Raw genomic sequence first — 16,254 nt, forward strand, 5'->3', positions numbered from 1 at the left:
CGCATGTTACTGGTTTCCGCGCCTTCCGCGTTCGGGGAGGGTGCGGGAGAGTACCATCCGTCCGGTTTTGTCTGGAGCAGGTTGTACGGATCGGACGGCATCGGCACGATTCCCCTTCGCCGACGAGCGGAGTCAGTCCGTTTCCGTCCGTGTCACATGGAGCATCAGCCCGTCCTCGGGCAGACCCGGGGAGCCCGTGGCCAGGACGGTCGCGAGCCGTACCGCGCCGTGCAGCGGATCGCCCTCGGCGGCCGTCCGCCGCGCCCGGGGAAGGCGGCGCGACAGCTCCTCGTCGAGCGGGTCGGTGAGCGGGGCGCCCAGCTTCAGCAGCCCCCCGGTGACCGCGACCAGGGCCCCGTCCCCGGCGGGGCAGACGGCGGCGGCCGAGTCGGCCATGTGGCCGGCGGCGGCCCGCAGGATGCCGGCGGCGACCGGGTCGCCGTCCGCGCAGGCGGCCACGTCGGGCGCGAAGGAGGCGAGCACGGCGGGGCGGTCCGTGCGCGGGTACAGCGCGCCGGGCAGCCCCGTCACCGGCCCGAACCGCTCCCGGGCGCGGGCGAGCAGCGCGGCCGAACCGCCGTCCCGCCCGTCGTGGGCGCGGAGCGCGGCCTCCAGGCCGGCCCGCCCGATCCAGGCCCCGCCCCCGCAGTCGCCCAGCAGGTGTCCCCAGCCGTCCGCCCGCCGCCACCGGACCAGATCGGTGCCGGTGGCGATCAGTCCCGTACCGGCGGCGACCACCGCGCCCGGCCGGGGGCCGAGGGCCCCGGCGTAGGCGGTGACCGCGTCGGCGGCCAGCGCGACCACCCGGGCGCCCAGTTCCCGCGCCAGGGCACCCGGCAGTTCGGCGCGCAGCGCGTCGCCGAGGGTGGCCATCCCGGCGGCGCCGACGGCCACGGTGGTGAGCCGTCCGGTACCGCTCCCGGCGGCCAGCGCGCGGGCCATGGGCACCACCTGCTCCAGGACGTGCCCCGGGTCGATGCCCCGGGGTCCGGTGCGCACGGGTTCCCGGGAGGCGCGCCGCCCCAGCGGGCCGCGCCGCACGGTGCCGACGACGGCCCGCAGTCCGGAGCCGCCGGAGTCCACCGCGAGGAACCCGTCGTCCCCCGCCGCCTCGGCCGCGCCGGTCACGGCAGGCGCCAGTCCACGGACTGCGCGCCCTGCCGCAGCAGCAGGTCGTTGGCCCGGCTGAAGGGCCGGGAGCCGAAGAAGCCCCGGTCGGCCGACATGGGCGAGGGGTGCGCGGACTCCAGGGCGGGCAGCTCACCGAGCAGCGGCCGCAGATTGCGCGCGTCCCGGCCCCAGAGGACGGAGACCAGGGGCTTGCCGCGCGCGGCCAGGGCGCGGATCGCCTGCTCGGTGACCTCCTCCCAGCCCTTGCCCCGGTGGGCGCCGGGCCGGCGCGGGGCGGTGGTCAGCGCCCTGTTGAGCAGCAGCACGCCCTGCCGGGTCCACGGGGTCAGGTCCCCGGTGGTGGGCTGGGGGAGCCCGAGGTCCGCGTTCAGCTCCCGGAAGATGTTGATCAGGCTGCCCGGCAGCGGCCGTACCTCGGGGGCGACGGAGAAGGAGAGTCCGACGGCGTGTCCCGGGGTGGGATAGGGGTCCTGGCCGACGATCAGGACCCGCACGTCGTCGAAGGGCTGCTGGAAGGCCCGCAGGACGTGGGATCCGGCCGGGAGGTAGGTGCGCCCGGCGGCGATCTCGGCGCGGAGGAAGTCGCCCATCGCGGAGATCCGCCCGGCGACCGGTTCCAGGGCCTGCGCCCAGCCCGCTTCGACGATGTCATTCAAGGGTCGTGGTGCCACGGGCGTCACCCTACTGCCGCGCGGGGGCCCCGGATCAACCGGCGGTGCGGCGGCAACCCCCGGCCCCGCCCGGTCCGTTCACCCGACGACCGCCGCGCGGACGCAGAGCACGTCGGGAAGGTGGGAGGCGAGGAGGCGCCAGGAGTCGCCGTCGTCGTCGGAGGCGAACAGCTCCCCGTTGCGGTTGCCGAAGTACACGCCCGCCCGCTCGGCGTCGTCGGTGCGCAGGGCGTCCCGCAGCACCGTCCCGTAGTGGTCCTCCCGGGGCAGGCCCGCCGTCAGCGGCTCCCAGCTCCGCCCGGCGTCCTGGGTGCGGTAGACCCGGCAGCGGTGCCCGGCGGGGACCCGGTCCACGTCGGCGTTGACCGGGAAGACGTAGGCGGTGCCGCCCCGGTGCGGATGGGCGGCCACGGCGAAGCCGAAGGTGGACGGCAGGCCCTGCCCGATGTCCGTCCAGTGGTCGCCCCCGTTGTCGCTGCGGTAGACGCCCCAGTGGTTCTGGAGGTACAGCCGGTCCGGGTCGGCCGCGTCCCGGGCGACCTTGTGCACGCACTGGCCGAACTCGGGGTCGGGATCGGGCAGGTACTCCGCGGAGACGCCGGAGTTGGACGGCCGCCAGCTCGCGCCGCCGTCCTCGGTGCGGAAGACGCCCGCGGCGGAGACGGCGACCGTCACCGAGGCGGGGTCCCTCGGGTCGGTGAGGACGGTGTGCAGCCCCTCGCCGCCGCCGCCCGGCACCCACTGGGAGCGGGTCGGGTGCTCCCACAGGGGGCGGACCAGCCCGAAGCTCTCCCCGCGGTCCTCCGAGCGGTACAGCGCCGCCGGTTCGGTCCCCGCGTACACCACGCCGGGCTCGGCCTCGGCCGGGTGGAGCTGCCACACCCGCTCCAGCGAGGCGCCGGTGTCCCGGGGGAACCGCACGGCGGGCCGCCCCGGCTCCCGCCAGGTGCGGCCCAGGTCGTCGGAGTGGAACACCGACGGGCCCCAGTGCGTGCTGTCGCCCCCGGCGAGCAGCCGCGGGGTGTCCCCGCGCAGGTCGAGGGCGACCGAGTGGACGGCCTGGGCGTTGAAGTGGGGACTTCCGCCGAACTCCCAGGTGCCACCGCGCCGGCGCCCGATGAACAGGCCCTTGCGGGTGCCGACGGCGAGCAGTACCTCGGTCATGCCGATCACCTCCGGGCGTCCTTCTCGACGCCTTCGACTGGGTTGCGACGCCTTCGCCCCCGGCACCGGCCAGTCTGCACCGGGGTGCGGACGGTCACCTCCGGACGGGGCGTCGTCCCAGGTCACGACGGCGGTGTCGGCCCGCACGGCGCCCGCGCCCGCCCCTTCGGCGCGTCCCGCCCGCGCCTCGCCCCGCGCCGCTCCCGAGTCCCTCCCCGGTGCCCCTCAGCCCTCGCCCGGCAGCGCACGCGCCAGGATCGCGCCCAGGTCCGCCCCGTCGGGCAGGGTGCCGAAGGCGTACCCCCGGTCGCCGCCGAGCCGGGACGCGCAGAAGGCGTCCGCGACGGCCGGCGGCGCGTGCCGGACCAGCAGGGAGCCCTGGAGGACCAGGGCCATCAGCTCGACCAGCCGCCGGGCCCCGGTCTCGGACGCCCCGGGCAGATCCGACTCCAGCCGGGCCACGGCGGCGTCCAGCCGGGCGTCGGCGCCGCGCGCCGGGGCCAGCTCCGCGAACAGGGCGTGCCGGGTGGCGGGGGAGCGGTCCAGCGCCCGCAGCACGTCGAGGGCGTTGACGTTCCCCGAGCCCTCCCAGATCGACAGCAGCGGGGCCTCCCGGTAGTGCCGGGGCATGCCCGAGTCCTCCACGTAGCCGTTGCCGCCCAGGCACTCCAGGGCCTCCGCGGTGAACGCCGGGCCCCGCTTGGTCACCCAGTACTTGCCGACGGCGGTGGCGATCCGCCGGAACGCCGCCTCCCCGGCGTCCCCGCGCACCGCGCGGTCGGCCGCGCCCGCCAGCCGCAGGGTGAGCGCGGTCGCCGCCTCCGACTCCAGCGCCAGATCGGCCAGCACGTTGCGCATCAGCGGCTGGTCGGCCAGGCGGGCGCCGAACGCGCTGCGGTGCCGCGTGTGATGGCCCGCCTCCACCAGGGTCCTGCGCATCAGCGTCGCCGAGGACATCACGCAGTCCAGCCGGGTGCAGTTGACCATCTCGATGATGGTTCTGACGCCCTCCCCCTCGGGCCCGACCAGCCAGGCGACGGTCCCGTCGAACTCCGGCTCGGAGGAGGCGTTGGACCGGTTGCCGAGCTTGTCCTTGAGCCGCTGGATGCGGAACGTGTTGCGCCCCCCGTCGGGCAGCACCCTCGGCACCAGGAAGCAGGAGAGCCCGCCGGGCGCCTGGGCCAGCACCAGGAACACGTCGCTCATCGGCGCCGAGGTGAACCACTTGTGCCCGCGCAGCGTGTACACGCCGGGCTCGGCGGTCGGGGCGGCGGCCGTGGTGTTGGTGCGGACGTCGGAGCCGCCCTGCTTCTCGGTCATCCCCATCCCGGCCAGCAGGCCCCGCTTCCGCGTCGGGACGCGCAGCCCGGGATCGTACTCCCGGGCGGTCAGCAGCGGCTCGTAGACCTTCGCCAGGTCCGGCTGGCGGCGCAGCGCCGGGACGGCCGCGTACGTCATCGAGACGGGGCAGCCGTGGCCCGCCTCGGTGTGGCCCCAGACCAGCCCGCCGGCGGTCCGCGCGACATGGGCGCCCGCCCGTCCGTCCGCCCAGGGCGCGCCGGCCAGGCCCTCCCCGACGGCCACCCGCATCAGCCGGTGCCAGCTCGGATGGTGGTCGACCTCGTCGACCCGGTTGCCGTACCGGTCGTGGGTGCGCAGCTCCGGCTCGTGGCGGTTGGCCAGCTCGCCCCACTCCTGCGCCTCGGCGCTGCCCGCCCGCCGTCCGAGCCGCCGCAGCGACTCCTCGGCCCAGCCCGCCCCCTCCCGCCGCACGCCCTCCAGCAGGGCCGCGTCGTCGGAGGCGTCGTAGGGGGCCAGGGGCGGCGGCTGGTTGGTGACGTCGTGCGTGGTGTGCCCTGCGGGGCGGCCGGCCGAACCCTCGTCGGAGTGCTGCGCGCGTGTCGTCATACCACGATGTTGCGGTATTTCCGCGATCGCAGCAATAGTGCAACAGGGTGGCGGCGCACGTACAGTACGTCCGTGTCCGCGCCGACGAACGACCCCGCGCCCCCGGCCGGGGCGGAGCCGCGCCCGCTCTCCGCGCGGTCGGTGGTGCTGAGCCTGCTGCTGGGCACGGACGCCCCGGAGCTCCCGGCGCGGGAACTGGTGCGGCTCGCCGACCGGTTCGGCGTCGGCGGCTCCACCGCGCGGGCCGCGCTCAGCCGCATGGCCTCCGCCGGCGAGCTGCGCCGCACGGAGGGCGGATACCGCCTCGGCGCACGGCTGCTGGACCGCCAGCGCCGCCAGGACGAGGCGGTGCGCCCGCGCACCCGCGCCTGGGACGGGGACTGGGAGCTGGTCGTGGTCACCGCGAGCGGACGCGGCCCCGCCGAACGCGCCGACCTGCGCGCCCGGCTCACCGCGCTGCGGCTGGCCGAACTCCGCGAGGGCGTCTGGCTGCGCCCCGCCAACCTGCGCCGCCCGCTCCCGGCCGACCTGACGCGCGTCGCCGAGCCCGGACGGTGCCGCCCCGACCGCCCGGCGGCGGACCTGGCGGCCCTGCTGTGGCCGCTGGACGCCTGGGCCGACACCGCGCGGGAACTGCTCGGGCACGTCGGCCGGGCGCGGACCCCGGCAGGGCGCCTCGCCGCCTTCGCGGCCGTCGTGCGCCATCTGCTGGCCGACCCCGTGCTGCCCGCGCCGCTCCTGCCGGACGGCTGGCCCGGCCCGGCGCTGCGCGAGGCGTACACGCGCTACCAGCGGGAGCAGTCCCGCCGGCCGGGCGCCGGGGACGCCCCCGCCTGAGCCGCGCCCGAGGGCCGGGCGGGGCGGGCGGGACGGGTGGCCGCCGCTCGTCCGGTGGGGTGCCGCGCGCGTGTTCCGTTCGTATGGAATGTGATCATGCGGTTACGTTGCGTGTGTGCTCGAAGCATCCTTCGTTCATCGTTCCCTCAGGCTGTCCGACCGCTGCCCGGACGAGGGCGAGCTGTCCGTGCGGCACACCTGGACCGTGCGCGGGGGCGGTGCCGCCGTCTCCTGGTTCGACGTCCGCCTCGCGTTCGCCGACGGCGCCGTGGTCGAGACCCTCGCCGTGCTGTCGCCGCACGGCGTCCGCGTCGAGGACGTGCGCGCCGAACCGGCGCTGTCCCTGGACGACCTCGCGGTCCTCGGGCAGTGGCTGGAGGGTCCGCTCCTCGACGCCTGCGTGCCCGCCGCCGCGGGCTGCGCGGCGCCCCGCAGGGCGCGGCCGGAGTGGCCGCGCGGCCGGGAGGGATGCCGGCTGGCGGCACGGGAGTACCGGGCCGCCCAGGAGGCGGGCACCGATCCTGTGCTCGCCGTGATGGGCGCGACCGGGCACAGTCGCCGGGACTCCCTCCGGCTGATCGGCCGGGCGCGCGACGAGGGGTTCCTGGCCCCGCGCCGGGCGCGGCGCGGTTCCCCCGCAGCGCCGCGTGCCCCGCGGCCGGACCAGCGGGACGGGCCCTACAGCGGCTGATCCGGCCCGCCCCGGGCGCCCTGCGCCGGAACGGCGGGGGCCTGGGCCGAGGGCTCGGCCCCCGTCGCGAAGAACCGCGACACATCCGCGCCGCCCTCCGTGTCCGGGGCCTCGGAACCCGGCGGGACCCCCAGCTCCCACGCCAGCCGGTAGCGCTTGAACAGCTCGGCGCGCAACTGCGGAACGGGCATCGGCACCCCCGGCACCAGCGCCGCGAAGACGGCGCCCATCAGCAGGGCCCGCAGCATCGGGTAGTCCCGGTCGACGTCCTGCGAGCCGTGCCGGACCACGGTGTCGCGGAGCAGCTCGGCCAGCCGCCTCTGCTCCGGGCAGATCACGAACCCCTCGGCCTGCAGCAGCCCCGCCATGTGGTGGCGCATCAGCACCGGCCGGTCCCGCGCCAGGCCCAGCAGGGCGTCGATGGCGCGCGCCATCCGCTCGGGCCCCTCGTCGGTGCGCGGCTCGCGCTCCAGGGCCTCCTCCAGGGTGCGGTGCATCAGCCGGTGCACCGCGGACTGCACCAACTGCCGCTTGCCCGGGAAGTAGTACGAGACCAGACCGCGTGCCGAGCCCGCCCGGTCCGCGATCGCGCCGAGGGTGGTCGCCTCGTACCCGTGCTCGTGCACCAGTTCCACGGCGGCCTGCAGCAGGCGCTCCTTGGAGCGTCTTCGCAATTCTTCATTGACCGAGGCGCTGCGCGGGGACATCCTGTAACTCCTGCGTTGACTGGCTGCCAGCCAACTATACTCAGCGCAGCAGGGGCCGCCCCCTTTCCACATGCGGCCCGGCTGCCGCCTGTCTCGGGCGACACGGGGGATCGTCCGAGACGGGCGGCCTGTTCGACGGCCGCTGCGCACCGCGACCGACGGTGCGGAGCCCGGACACCATGCTGAGCGGGCGGCCGCGGGGCAGTGGCCCAGGGCGCTCGCGGGACCGTGGAGCGCGCCCGTGGGAGGTCTGCGGAGGGCCGGTCGGCGGGCCCGGCCCGTCCCCTGTCTGCGCGGGGCCGCGGCGGGCCGCCGGTCTCAGGGCCGCCACCGCCGGTGGGCGAGGACGGCGAGCGCCGCCACCAGAGCGCCCAGCAGCCAGCCCCCGAGGACGTCGGTGGCCCAGTGCACACCCAGCCACACCCGGGTGAAGCCGACGCCCGCCACGGAGAGCGCCGCGAGGGCGACGGCGGTCCGCCGGACGCCCCGGGGCGCCCCGTAGCGGTACAGCAGCCACACCAGCAGGAGGCAGACGAACGTGGCGGTCATGGCGTGCCCCGACGGGAAGGCCGCGTAGCGAGCGGAGTCCACGGGGACGGCCCAGACGGGCCGGGGGCGGTCCACCGCCGCCTTGAGCCCCTGCTGCGCCGCGGCGCCCAGCAGACAGACCGCCGCCAGCCAGACGGCCGTCCACCGGTCCCGGCGCCGCGCCCACAGCCAGACCACCGCCACCGCGCTCAGCAGCCGCATCGTCCACGGGTCCCACACCCAGTCGGTCAGGACGCGCAGGACGTGCGTGACGCCGGGCTCGCCCAGCGCCCAGCGGTGCGTGGTATCCGCGACGGTCCGGTCGAAGCGGACCAGCGGACCCCACTCGACGGCGACCGCCGCGGTCAGCAGGGCGGAGCACAGTACGAGGACCCGGACGGCGCGGACCGCCCCCCGGGACTCCGGCGGCCTGGAGGGACGGGGCGGGGAGGCGGTGCGCGCGGAGGGCATGCCGCGATCCTCCCCGACGGCCGGCCCACGGGGCCACTCCCGCGGCGACCGCCCCGCGCGCGAGGTGGGCCGGGGCGCGTGGGCGGTGCGGAGGGCGTGTGGCGGGTGCGGGCCGGCGGGCGGGGGCGGTCGACCCGGCGGGCGGCCGGCCCGGGGAGCGGCGGGTGCGGGTGCCGGTGCGGCCGGGCGGCGGGCGGCGCTGGCGCCGTTCCCGGTGCCCGCGGGGGTCAGCGCAGGGCGTGCAGGCCCGGGACGAAGGCCAGGAGTACCGGCACCACCGGGACCAGCGCCGCCGCGGCCGTCAGACGCAGCCGCCGTGCCGCGGGCAGCCGGTCCGGCGCGGTGAGCAGCCGGTCCACCCGCTGCGGGACCTGGGCGCGGCCGGTCGGGGCGGGGCCGAACACGCCCCGGTCCTCGTTGAGTTCGACCAGGGCCAGGGCGGTCGTCAGACGGCCGTGACGACGGGAGGCGGCGTCGTCGGCGGCCAACTCGACCAGCCGGTGCATCTCGTCGCGGAACGCCGCGAACACCGGAACCTGCGGGAAGCCGTCCGCCAGCGCCGACGCGCAGTGCAGCAGCCAGTCGTGCCGCGCCCGCGCGTGCCCCCGCTCATGGGCGAGGACCGCGTCCAGCTGCCGGCCCCTCAGACGGTGCAACGCGGCGGTGGTGACGACCAGTTGCGAGGGAGCGCCCGGAAGCCGCCAGGCGTCCGGCCGCTCGCCCTCCAGGACCACGAGCCGGTCGGTGCCGGGGACCTCGCCGGGGAGCAGCGGCGCCCGCTCGCGCAGACCGGCCCGCCGCGCCCGGCGCCGGGCACGGGCCCGCACGACCTCCCGGGCCAGCATCGCCGCGCTCCACAGCCCGCCGCAGGCCAGCGCCACGGCGGTCACGGCCGCCCAGGGACCGGCGGTGCCCGGCGCGTACGCCTCCACCACCGAGCGGGGCGCCGTCGCGAAGACCTGGCCGCCCACCGCGTGCCAGGCCGCCGCCGCGCTGAGCGTCATCGACAGGACGCAGCACATGAGGACGGCCGCCACCACGCACTGCCACACCCACAGCGCGACCACCGGTTCCCGGTCCGGCCAGTCGGCCCGGGCGAGCAGCCGGGGAGCGGCGACGGCGGTCAGGGCACCGAGCAGCAGCAGAGCCGCGGGGAGCAACATGGAGGCAGCTTATGAGCGCGGGGCCCGGACCGGACGGCCCCGGTGGCCGAAGTGACGCAGGCAACGGCCGCGCCGCGCGCCGGCGGAGGGCAGGGGTACGTCCGCCGGACACCGGTGTGTCCGCGTGGTGCCGGGTGCCGGGTGGGCACAGGTGCGTCGGCCGGGCGCGCGGTGAGGCGCCCGTAGCGGCGCGCTTCCGGCGGGGCCGGCGCGCCCGCGTGCGCCCGGCGCCCGCCCCGGCCTCCCGCCTCACATGGCCGGGAGCATCACCAGCATCGCCATCCCCATCGCCAGCCGGCACGCCCGCGACAGCTCCGGACGGTCGCCCCACCCGGGGGCCGGGCCGCCGCCGGGCACCGCCGGTGCGGGGACCAGCCGGACCCCGGCCAGCAGCACGTACCCGGTGAAGTAGAGCATCAGGACCCCGGTCAGCAGCGGCACGCCCGGGGTGCCGTGGCCGTGCGCGTGACCGCCCGCGCTCGCGGGGGCGCCGGCCATGGCCAGCGCCATCCGGACCATCGCCGCCGCCTCGACGACGTGGTGCAGGTGGTGCGGGTCGGACCGGGCCGCCCACAGGGCGCGCAGCCCCGCCGCCCCGAACACCACGGCGTACGCCGTCCATGTCCCGGGGGGCGGGACGAACACCGCCGCCGGGACCGCCATGGCGGCCATCCCGAACCCCGTCAGCGCCTCGCCCCCCGCCGCCCGGCGCTGTTCCTCGACCCGGCTGCGCATGCGCAGCAGGCAGTAGGCGCCGGTCGTCGCGCAGAGCACGACGAGCAGCCAGCCGAAGGCCGTCGGTCCCCCCACGCCCACCTCCCCGCCGGGCCCGGCGGCGCCGGGGCCCCGGTCAAGGGCTGCCCGCGCCGCGCGGCGCCCACGCGGGCGCAAGGGAGCGCGAAGGGGGCACTGCCGGGAGCGCGCGGTGCCCGCCGGGCCCGGTCGGCGCCGCCCGGGACCGTCCGCCGTACCGCCTCCGAGCAGGGCGGACGGGGGAGCGGCAGGGAAGGGCGGCCCGCCCGGGGAGGGTGGGCGAATCCGCCGGGGTCCACCGGACGGGGATGGGCCGGGCGGGGTGCGGTGGGTGTCGCCCGTGTCACGCCGTACGGCGGTCGGCCGTACGACGGCCCGTGCCCAGGCGCGGGCGGGGACCGTCGTGCCCGATCCTGTGCCCCCGGATCTCGGGCCTCCAGGGCAGCTGCGGGCACCCGGAGGGAACCGGCGGACAGACTGATCCCCGACCGCCCGACCGCCCGACCGCCCGACCGCCCGACCGCCCGGCTCCGGAGCGGCGGCGGAAGACGGAGCCGGAGCGGAAGACTTCTCCCGGGCGCGGGCGAGGCGCTCGTCGAGCCGCTCCGTGCCGCCGAGCCCGAAATGATTCACAGGTAAAACACTTGTTAAGCTACTTCCCATGCGCAGCACGCTCCCCACCACCGGCACCCCGCTCGGCCGCCGTCTCTCCCTGGCCGGTGTGCTGCGTCCGCGCCGGCCCTCGGAGATCTGGTTCAAGCCCGCCCTCAGCGCCGTCGTGGCCGCCGCCCCGCCCAATCTGCTGCTGCTCGCCCTCGGCCGCCTCGACCTGGCGATGTACACCATGGCGGGCTCCCTCTGCGCCCTCTACGCGCACCACCGCCCCTACGCGGCCCGGGCCCGCGCCCTCGCCTGGGTCGTGCTCGGCATGCTCGCCGGGGTCGCCGTCGCCCTGGTCACCGCGGCCCTCACCCGCGACGCCGTCGTCCTGGTGGCCGTCGGAGCCCTGCTGGCCGCGGCGCAGAAGGCGGTGTGCGACGCCACCCGGATCGGGCCGCCCGGGCACGTCATCCCCACCTTCGTCAGCTCCGCCGCCCTGTTCCTGCCGCAGACCCCGGCCGGGATACCCGGCCACCTCGCGCTCACGGCCGGGGCCGGGGCCTGGGCCTGGCTCGTCTGCATGGCTCCCGCGCTCGTCCGCCCGCACGGCCCCGAGCGCCGCGCCACCGCCCAGGCCCTGAACGCCGCCGCCGCGTACGCCGGCACCGGCGGCACCGGCGAGGGCCACGCCGAGGCCCGCGCCGCCGGATACACCGCCGTACAGGCCGCCTGGCACGCCCTGCCGGCGGGGCCCGGCTCCGGTGCCCGGGCCACCACCCGGCGGGGGCTGGCACGGCTCCTGGTGCGGGCCGAGGTTGCCCTCGCCGCCCCCGCCGACACCGACCCCGGGACGCTGCGCGCCGCCGCCCGTGCCCTGCGCGGCGGCGGACGCCTCCTCCGGGCCGGGGCCTTGGACACCGCCGACGGCGGACCGCCCGGCGCCGGGGCCGAGGAAGGGCCCGGGGCCGCCGTCCCGCCCGCACCGCCGCGCCCCCGGCTCGGCCCGCTCGTGCCCGTCGCCGCGCGCACCGCCCTCGGCTGCGCCCTGGCCGGCTACGGCTCCCTCGCGCTGGGCATCGGCCGCCCCTACTGGGCGCTGGTCACGGCCGCCGCGCTCTACCAGGCCAACCTGACGCTGACCTGGAGCCGCACCGTGCAGCGCGTCGTCGGCAACCTCGCGGGGGTGCTGCTGTTCGCCGCCATCGCCCCGCTGGTCCACCTCGGGCAGGTGCTGCTCGTGCTGTTCTGCCTGGCCCTGACCTTCGGCGCCGAGGCCCTGATGAGCCGCAACTACTGGCTCGGCACCGTGTGCGTCACCCCGATGGCCCTGCTCATCACCGAGTTCGCCGGCCGCCAGGAGTCCGGCGCGCTGATCGCCGAGCGGATCGTCGACACCCTCGTCGGCGCCCTGCTCGGCCTCCTCGCCGCCGTGCTCGTCACCGACCGGCGCTCCGGCGACCGCGTCGAACGGGCGCTCGCCACCGCCGACCGGGCCCGCGAGCACGCCGCGCGGCTGCTGGCGGAGCCCGCCGCGGCCCCCGCCGCCCTGGACGCCGCCCGCCGCGCGCTCGCCACCGCGCTGACCGAGCTGCGGGCCGCGGCCGACGCCGCCGCGGGCGAATGGCGGCAGCGGGCGGTCCCCGAGGAGAGGGTCGTGCTCGCGGAGCGGTCGGGACACCGTACGCTCGCCGCAACGGTGCGACGCCGGGCGGCGCGTCCGGACCGGGGCACGAGAACGGAGGACGTACGGTCATGACCGCAACCGACGGGGGCTCGGAGACCGACACCAGGGGCGGCGCCAGGGGGGACACGGTCGCCGCGGTGGTACGGCAGTGGCGGACCGTGCATCCGGAACTCGACACCGGGCCCATGGAGATCATCGGCCGCATCAACCGCTGCGCGGCCCTCCTCCAGCAGGCCGAGGACGCCCCGCTGCGCCGGGCCGGGCTCAGCCGCGCCGAGTTCGACCTGCTGGGCGCGCTGCGGCGCACCGGGCACGAGCTGACCCCGGGCGAGCTGGCCCGCGAGACCTTCTCCTCCGGCGCCGCCGTCACCAAGCGGCTCAAGCAGCTCAGCGAACGCGGTCTCGTCGAGCGGCGCGGCGACACCCGGGACCGGCGCGTGGCCCACCTGCGGCTCACCGACGCCGGGCGCGACCTGGTCGACGGGGTCCTGCCCGACCAGCTCGCCTACGAGTCCGCCGTGCTGTCCGGCGTCGAGCCGCCCCGGCGGAACGAGCTCTCCGACCTCCTCGGCGAACTCCTGGGCCAGTTGGAGGGCCGCCTGGACGCGCTGCGGATCTGAAGCCGCCCGGCGCGCCCCGCCCGGCGCGCCCCGCCCGACGCGCCCCGCGCGGCACGGACCGCACGCGGCACGCGGCGGCCCCCGCACCGCGGCCCGGACGCGTCCCGCGCGGGGCCGGAGACGTGCCGGGCCACCGGGTGCGTCCGCCGGGGCTCCCGGCGGCGCGGGCGGCGTTATCCTCTGCGGTGCCCCGCGCCGAGACCGAGATCCGGAGAAGCCCTGCATGGACACCGCCGCCGCACCGCACACCTTCCGCGACGCCACCGAGGCCGACGTGGACGCCCTCGTCGCCCTGATCGAGTCGGCCTACCGGGGGGATTCCAGCCGGGCCGGGTGGACCACCGAGGCGGATCTCCTCGAGGGGCAGCGGACGGACCCCGAGGGTGTCCGGGAGGTCATCGAGGCGTCCGGCAGCCGACTGCTCGCGGTGGAGCGGGACGGCGCGGTCGTGGCCTGCTGCCAGCTCGAACGCCGGGACGGCAACGCCTACTTCGGGATGTTCGCGGTCAGCCCCGGGCTCCAGGGCGCGGGCCTCGGCCGGGCGGTCATGGCGGAGGCGGAGCGGCTGGTCCGCGAGGAGTGGGGCGCGGCGGAGATGCACATGACGGTGATATCGGTGCGCGAGGACCTCATCGCCTGGTACGAGCGCCGGGGCTACCGCCGTACGGGACGGATGAGCCCGTTCCCGTACGGCGACGAGCGCTTCGGCATACCGCAGCGCGACGACCTCCGGTTCGAACTGCTGACCAAGCCGCTGGTCTGACGCCCGGACCCCGGGGCAGCGCCTCCCGTCCGGCCGCGCCCGGCCCGGCCGCGTGACCGGGCCGGGCGGTCGGCCCGTCCCCGCCGACGGGGTTCGCCGGGGCGGGGTGTGACGCCCCCGGGCCTGGCGCCGCCGGGCCTGGCGCCGCCGTCCCGGGACGGCGGCGCGGACGGAGCGGCGCGCGGGCTCAGGCCGTGAAGCGCCCGGTGCGCTTGATGCCGGGGTAGTCGGTCGTGGCGCCGTCCAGCCCGAACGCGCGCACCAGCCGCAGGTGGTCCTGGGTGTTGACCACCCAGGCGCAGACCCGCAGGCCCGCCTTCCGGGCCCGCTCCACGGTCTCCAGCGTGATCCGGTTGATGTCCAGGCAGAGCGTCCCCGCGCCCGCCTCCACGGCCCGGTCGACGACCTCGGGGCCGTAGTACTGGGCGACCAGCGCCGTGCGCACCCCCGGCACCAGCCGGGCGGTCTCCGCGATGGCATCGGCGTGGAACGAGATGACCTCCACCCGGTCCACCAGCGCGCGCCCGAGCAGCACCCCGGCCAGGGTCCGGGCCGCCGCCGTGTCCTTGATCTCGGCCTGCACCGGCAGCGACACCGCGTCCAGCACCTCCTCGAAGACCGGCACCCGTTCCCCGAGCCCCGCGTCCAGGGCGCGCAGCTCGGCCAGGGTCAGGTCGGCGACGGCCCCGCTCCCGTCGGTGGTGCGGTCCACCTCGGCGTCGTGCATCACGACGAGCGCGCCGTCCTTGCTCAGGTGCAGGTCGAGCTCGACCACGTCGAGACCGGCCCGCTCGGCGGCGGTGAAGGACCGCAGGGTGTTCTCGGGCTCGACGCCCATCACTCCGCGGTGACCGATGGTGAGGAGGTTCACGGCTGGACTCGTTTCCGTCGACGGCGGCGGTGGCGGGGCACGGTCCCGAACCTGGCCGGATCGCGACGCGGTGCCCTCGCTGGAACCGTTTCCCCCGGGCCGCTCCGGGTATACGGACACCGCGCCCGACAGGAAAAAATGCGGCGAGAGCCCGGGTGAGGCAGGATAATTTACGGAGTATCCTCTTGATTGGAGAAACCTTGTATGCGTACGGTGGGTTGACGCAAGCTTCTCCCGTGGAGGATGGGACATGACGGAAATTCTTGTGCAGGTGGGCGGGGAGGGGAACATTCCTCCGGTGAGCAGGGTGGTCGAGCACCCCGCGTGGCCCGTGCTCAAGGATGCCGTGGAGCGGATCCGGCCATGGCAGTCCCCGGACGGGGCCATCGACTTCGACGCCGGGGACGCGCCGCGCCGCCGCGACGCCGAGGAGGCCGTCCGGAGCGTCGTGGAGTGCGTGCGCGTCCTGTCCCCGCTGCTGCCGCACGACGCCGCCTACCACGAGGCCCTCGCGGGCGATCTGACCCGTTGGGCCGACGGCGGCTTCGGCGTCCCGGACTTCCTCGACTCCCTGCTGGCCTTCCAGCCCGCCGCCCACCGCGCCGACGGGCTCCAGCACCTCGTCGTCTTCCCGATGTACACGCAGAACGGCAACCCCGACCGCAACCTCGAGGCGGTCGTGCTGCGCATGGTCTGGCCGGACTGGCTGGCCGAGCTGGAGCGCACCCGCTACGACAACCCGCTGTTCTGCGGGATCACCTTCGAGGACTTCACGGCCGGCTACGACACCAACTCCGCCGTCCTGTTCCCCGAGACCATCGCCGTGCGCGAGGCCCCCGAGCGGTTCTCCTGGGGCGGCATCTTCTGCGACCGCGAGGCGGCCCGCTTCCGCCGGGTCACCGAGGCCGCCGTCGAGGTGCTCGGACTGGAGCTGCCCGAGGACGTCGCCGCCCTGGTCCACGACCAGAAGCGCTGCGAGGAGGCGTTCGTCCTCTGGGACATGGTCCACGACCGCACCCACAGCCACGGCGACCTGCCCTTCGACCCGTTCATGATCAAGCAGCGCCAGCCGTTCTGGATGTACGGCCTGGAGGAGCTGCGCTGCGACCTCACCGCCTTCCGCGAGGCCGTGAAGCTCGCGGCGGAGGGCGTCCCGCAGGCCCGTGACGTGCAGTACGCGGTGCTCTTCGACCGCATGTTCCGCTTCCCGGTCACCGGCGAGCGCGTGCGCAACTACGACGGCCTCGGCGGCCAGCTCCTCTTCGCCTACCTGCACCGGCACGACGCCGTCCGCTGGACCGACAACAGGCTGTTCATCGACTGGCAGCGCGCCCCGCAGGTCACCAACGAGCTGTGCGCCGAGATCGAGACGCTCTACCGCGACGGCATCGACCGCCCCAAACTCGTCCACTGGTTCGCCGGGTACGAGCTGGTCGCCCGCTACCTCGCCCCGCACCCCGGCTCCACGTGGGCCAAGGGCCCGGAGGCCCTGGACCTCTCGCTGCCGCCCCGGAAACTCGTCGATGACGTGCTTCCCGACGAGTTTCCGCTCAGCATGTTCTACGAGGCCCTGTCCAAGAAGCTCAGGAAGGTGATCGCCGCCACGAGGGGCATCACCGCGGACGGGGCCGGACGAGCCGCCGCGTGAGCGACGGCACCGGTACACAGGAACCGGCCGGGCGGGCTCGGCCG

15 protein-coding genes are annotated in these 16,254 nt (G+C 76.7%); 6 read left to right on the forward strand and 9 right to left on the reverse strand.

All coding sequences use genetic code 11. The features are described from left to right. Positions 1-132: 132 nt before the first annotated feature. The 4 genes from ACZ7LB_RS10240 to ACZ7LB_RS10255 form a co-directional block, all read right to left on the reverse strand. Positions 133-1,128, reverse strand: coding sequence for an N-acetylglucosamine kinase (locus tag ACZ7LB_RS10240; RefSeq protein WP_471466852.1), 996 nt, complete (start codon positions 1,126-1,128; stop codon positions 133-135). Further along, a complete protein-coding gene (locus tag ACZ7LB_RS10245) occupies positions 1,125-1,802 on the reverse strand; it encodes a uracil-DNA glycosylase (protein ID WP_471466854.1) in 678 nt (225 codons plus the stop codon). The genes ACZ7LB_RS10240 and ACZ7LB_RS10245 overlap by 4 nt, the downstream gene beginning before the upstream one ends. A 78-nt stretch (positions 1,803-1,880) precedes the next feature. Then, positions 1,881-2,966, reverse strand: a complete 1,086-nt coding sequence (locus ACZ7LB_RS10250; protein WP_471466855.1) for a WD40/YVTN/BNR-like repeat-containing protein — start codon at positions 2,964-2,966, stop codon at positions 1,881-1,883. Between the two features lie 225 nt (positions 2,967-3,191). Beyond that, positions 3,192-4,874, reverse strand: a complete 1,683-nt coding sequence (locus ACZ7LB_RS10255; RefSeq protein ID WP_471466857.1) for an acyl-CoA dehydrogenase family protein — start codon at positions 4,872-4,874, stop codon at positions 3,192-3,194. Between the two features lie 72 nt (positions 4,875-4,946). On the opposite strand from ACZ7LB_RS10255, the gene ACZ7LB_RS10260 reads away from it, so the two are divergent. Then, positions 4,947-5,711, forward strand: a complete 765-nt coding sequence (locus tag ACZ7LB_RS10260) for a PaaX family transcriptional regulator C-terminal domain-containing protein (protein ID WP_471466859.1) — start codon at positions 4,947-4,949, stop codon at positions 5,709-5,711. 181 nt (positions 5,712-5,892) lie between these two features. Then, a complete protein-coding gene (locus tag ACZ7LB_RS10265; protein ID WP_471467155.1) occupies positions 5,893-6,402 on the forward strand; it encodes a DUF6214 family protein in 510 nt (169 codons plus the stop codon). Here ACZ7LB_RS10265 and ACZ7LB_RS10270 read toward each other — a convergent pair. The 4 genes from ACZ7LB_RS10270 to ACZ7LB_RS10285 all read right to left on the reverse strand — a co-directional run bounded on the left by ACZ7LB_RS10270 (position 6,390) and on the right by ACZ7LB_RS10285 (position 10,081). After that, positions 6,390-7,109, reverse strand: a complete 720-nt coding sequence (locus ACZ7LB_RS10270; protein ID WP_471466861.1) for a TetR/AcrR family transcriptional regulator — start codon at positions 7,107-7,109, stop codon at positions 6,390-6,392. The two genes, ACZ7LB_RS10265 and ACZ7LB_RS10270, sit on opposite strands and share 13 nt — an antisense overlap. Positions 7,110-7,427: 318 nt before the next feature. After that, positions 7,428-8,108 (reverse strand): phosphatase PAP2 family protein, encoded by a 681-nt coding sequence (locus ACZ7LB_RS10275; RefSeq protein WP_471466863.1) that lies wholly within the window; start codon positions 8,106-8,108, stop codon positions 7,428-7,430. Between the two features lie 227 nt (positions 8,109-8,335). Beyond that, on the reverse strand, positions 8,336-9,271 hold the full coding sequence (locus ACZ7LB_RS10280) for a M56 family metallopeptidase (RefSeq protein WP_471466865.1): 936 nt from the start codon (positions 9,269-9,271) through the stop codon (positions 8,336-8,338). A 249-nt stretch (positions 9,272-9,520) separates the two neighbouring features. Continuing rightward, positions 9,521-10,081, reverse strand: a complete 561-nt coding sequence (locus ACZ7LB_RS10285) for a DUF5134 domain-containing protein (protein WP_471466867.1) — start codon at positions 10,079-10,081, stop codon at positions 9,521-9,523. Positions 10,082-10,685: 604 nt separating this feature from the next. Between ACZ7LB_RS10285 and ACZ7LB_RS10290 the strand changes: the two genes are divergently transcribed. From ACZ7LB_RS10290 to ACZ7LB_RS10300, 3 genes are all read left to right on the forward strand, one after another. Continuing rightward, positions 10,686-12,380 carry an FUSC family protein gene (locus ACZ7LB_RS10290; protein ID WP_471466869.1) on the forward strand — a complete coding sequence of 565 codons (1,695 nt, stop codon included), beginning with the start codon at positions 10,686-10,688 and terminating at the stop codon, positions 12,378-12,380. Beyond that, positions 12,377-12,928, forward strand: a complete 552-nt coding sequence (locus ACZ7LB_RS10295; protein ID WP_265293211.1) for a MarR family winged helix-turn-helix transcriptional regulator — start codon at positions 12,377-12,379, stop codon at positions 12,926-12,928. The genes ACZ7LB_RS10290 and ACZ7LB_RS10295 overlap by 4 nt, the downstream gene beginning before the upstream one ends. Before the next feature lie 223 nt (positions 12,929-13,151). Then, positions 13,152-13,691 (forward strand): GNAT family N-acetyltransferase, encoded by a 540-nt coding sequence (locus ACZ7LB_RS10300; protein ID WP_471466871.1) that lies wholly within the window; start codon positions 13,152-13,154, stop codon positions 13,689-13,691. A 187-nt stretch (positions 13,692-13,878) separates the two neighbouring features. Here the strand turns inward: ACZ7LB_RS10300 and ACZ7LB_RS10305 are convergent, their stop codons facing one another. Continuing rightward, the gene (locus tag ACZ7LB_RS10305; protein WP_471466873.1) at positions 13,879-14,562 is read right to left on the reverse strand and encodes a glycerophosphodiester phosphodiesterase; all 684 of its coding nucleotides are present in this window, start codon (positions 14,560-14,562) and stop codon (positions 13,879-13,881) included. Between the two features lie 250 nt (positions 14,563-14,812). On the opposite strand from ACZ7LB_RS10305, the gene ACZ7LB_RS10310 reads away from it, so the two are divergent. Further along, the gene (locus tag ACZ7LB_RS10310) at positions 14,813-16,210 is read left to right on the forward strand and encodes a DUF6421 family protein (protein WP_471466875.1); all 1,398 of its coding nucleotides are present in this window, start codon (positions 14,813-14,815) and stop codon (positions 16,208-16,210) included. The last annotated feature ends 44 nt before the right edge of the window (positions 16,211-16,254 follow it).

Source organism: Streptomyces sp. NPDC107521 (assembly GCF_055598485.1).

Coding starts and splice junctions, on each gene's coding strand:
- ACZ7LB_RS10250 (WP_471466855.1), bottom strand. CDS start 2,966: ATGACCGAGGTACTGCTCGCCGTCGGCACCCGCAAGGGCCTGTTCATC.
- ACZ7LB_RS10290 (WP_471466869.1), top strand. CDS start 10,686: ATGCGCAGCACGCTCCCCACCACCGGCACCCCGCTCGGCCGCCGTCTC.
- ACZ7LB_RS10255 (WP_471466857.1), bottom strand. CDS start 4,874: ATGACGACACGCGCGCAGCACTCCGACGAGGGTTCGGCCGGCCGCCCC.
- ACZ7LB_RS10275 (WP_471466863.1), bottom strand. CDS start 8,108: ATGCCCTCCGCGCGCACCGCCTCCCCGCCCCGTCCCTCCAGGCCGCCG.
- ACZ7LB_RS10280 (WP_471466865.1), bottom strand. CDS start 9,271: ATGTTGCTCCCCGCGGCTCTGCTGCTGCTCGGTGCCCTGACCGCCGTC.
- ACZ7LB_RS10300 (WP_471466871.1), top strand. CDS start 13,152: ATGGACACCGCCGCCGCACCGCACACCTTCCGCGACGCCACCGAGGCC.
- ACZ7LB_RS10295 (WP_265293211.1), top strand. CDS start 12,377: ATGACCGCAACCGACGGGGGCTCGGAGACCGACACCAGGGGCGGCGCC.
- ACZ7LB_RS10270 (WP_471466861.1), bottom strand. CDS start 7,109: ATGTCCCCGCGCAGCGCCTCGGTCAATGAAGAATTGCGAAGACGCTCC.
- ACZ7LB_RS10310 (WP_471466875.1), top strand. CDS start 14,813: ATGACGGAAATTCTTGTGCAGGTGGGCGGGGAGGGGAACATTCCTCCG.